Origin of the sequence: Helicobacter sp. MIT 05-5294 (assembly GCF_000765675.1) — a bacterium.
Lineage (GTDB): Bacteria > Campylobacterota > Campylobacteria > Campylobacterales > Helicobacteraceae > Helicobacter_D.
In genome coordinates, this window is sequence record NZ_JRPA02000099.1 from 1 (window position 1) to 329 (window position 329).

1 protein-coding gene is annotated in these 329 nt (G+C 28.0%); it reads right to left on the reverse strand.

Translation table 11 applies throughout. From position 1 onward, the window contains the following. The coding region (locus tag LS69_RS10720; protein ID WP_194145509.1) for a hypothetical protein at positions 1-329 on the reverse strand (329 nt) is incomplete at both ends.

Sequence of the window (329 nt, forward strand, 5' to 3'; positions counted from 1 at the left end):
ATCCTTAGATTCTATTTGAATCTTTTGTGCTTTGGTATTATTAGCCTCATCATTATCTTTAAAGGGAATAAAAGAAAGAAAGAGAAGTTTAGTATCTTGTAAGTTAATATTATTGTATTTATCTTTGGTAATGGTAGTATCTAATGGAATCTTGATTGTAGTTTGTTTATCTTTTAGTTTAGTGATAAAGTTAAGTTTATAATCTTGAATATAAATAAAGAGTGGAGAATCTTTAGTGAGGGTATTGTTGCTTTGGGATTCTTGAGTATTTGTTAGATTGGCTTGTGTTTCTTGTGTCGTATTGGAGGATTCTATCCACATTATTATTT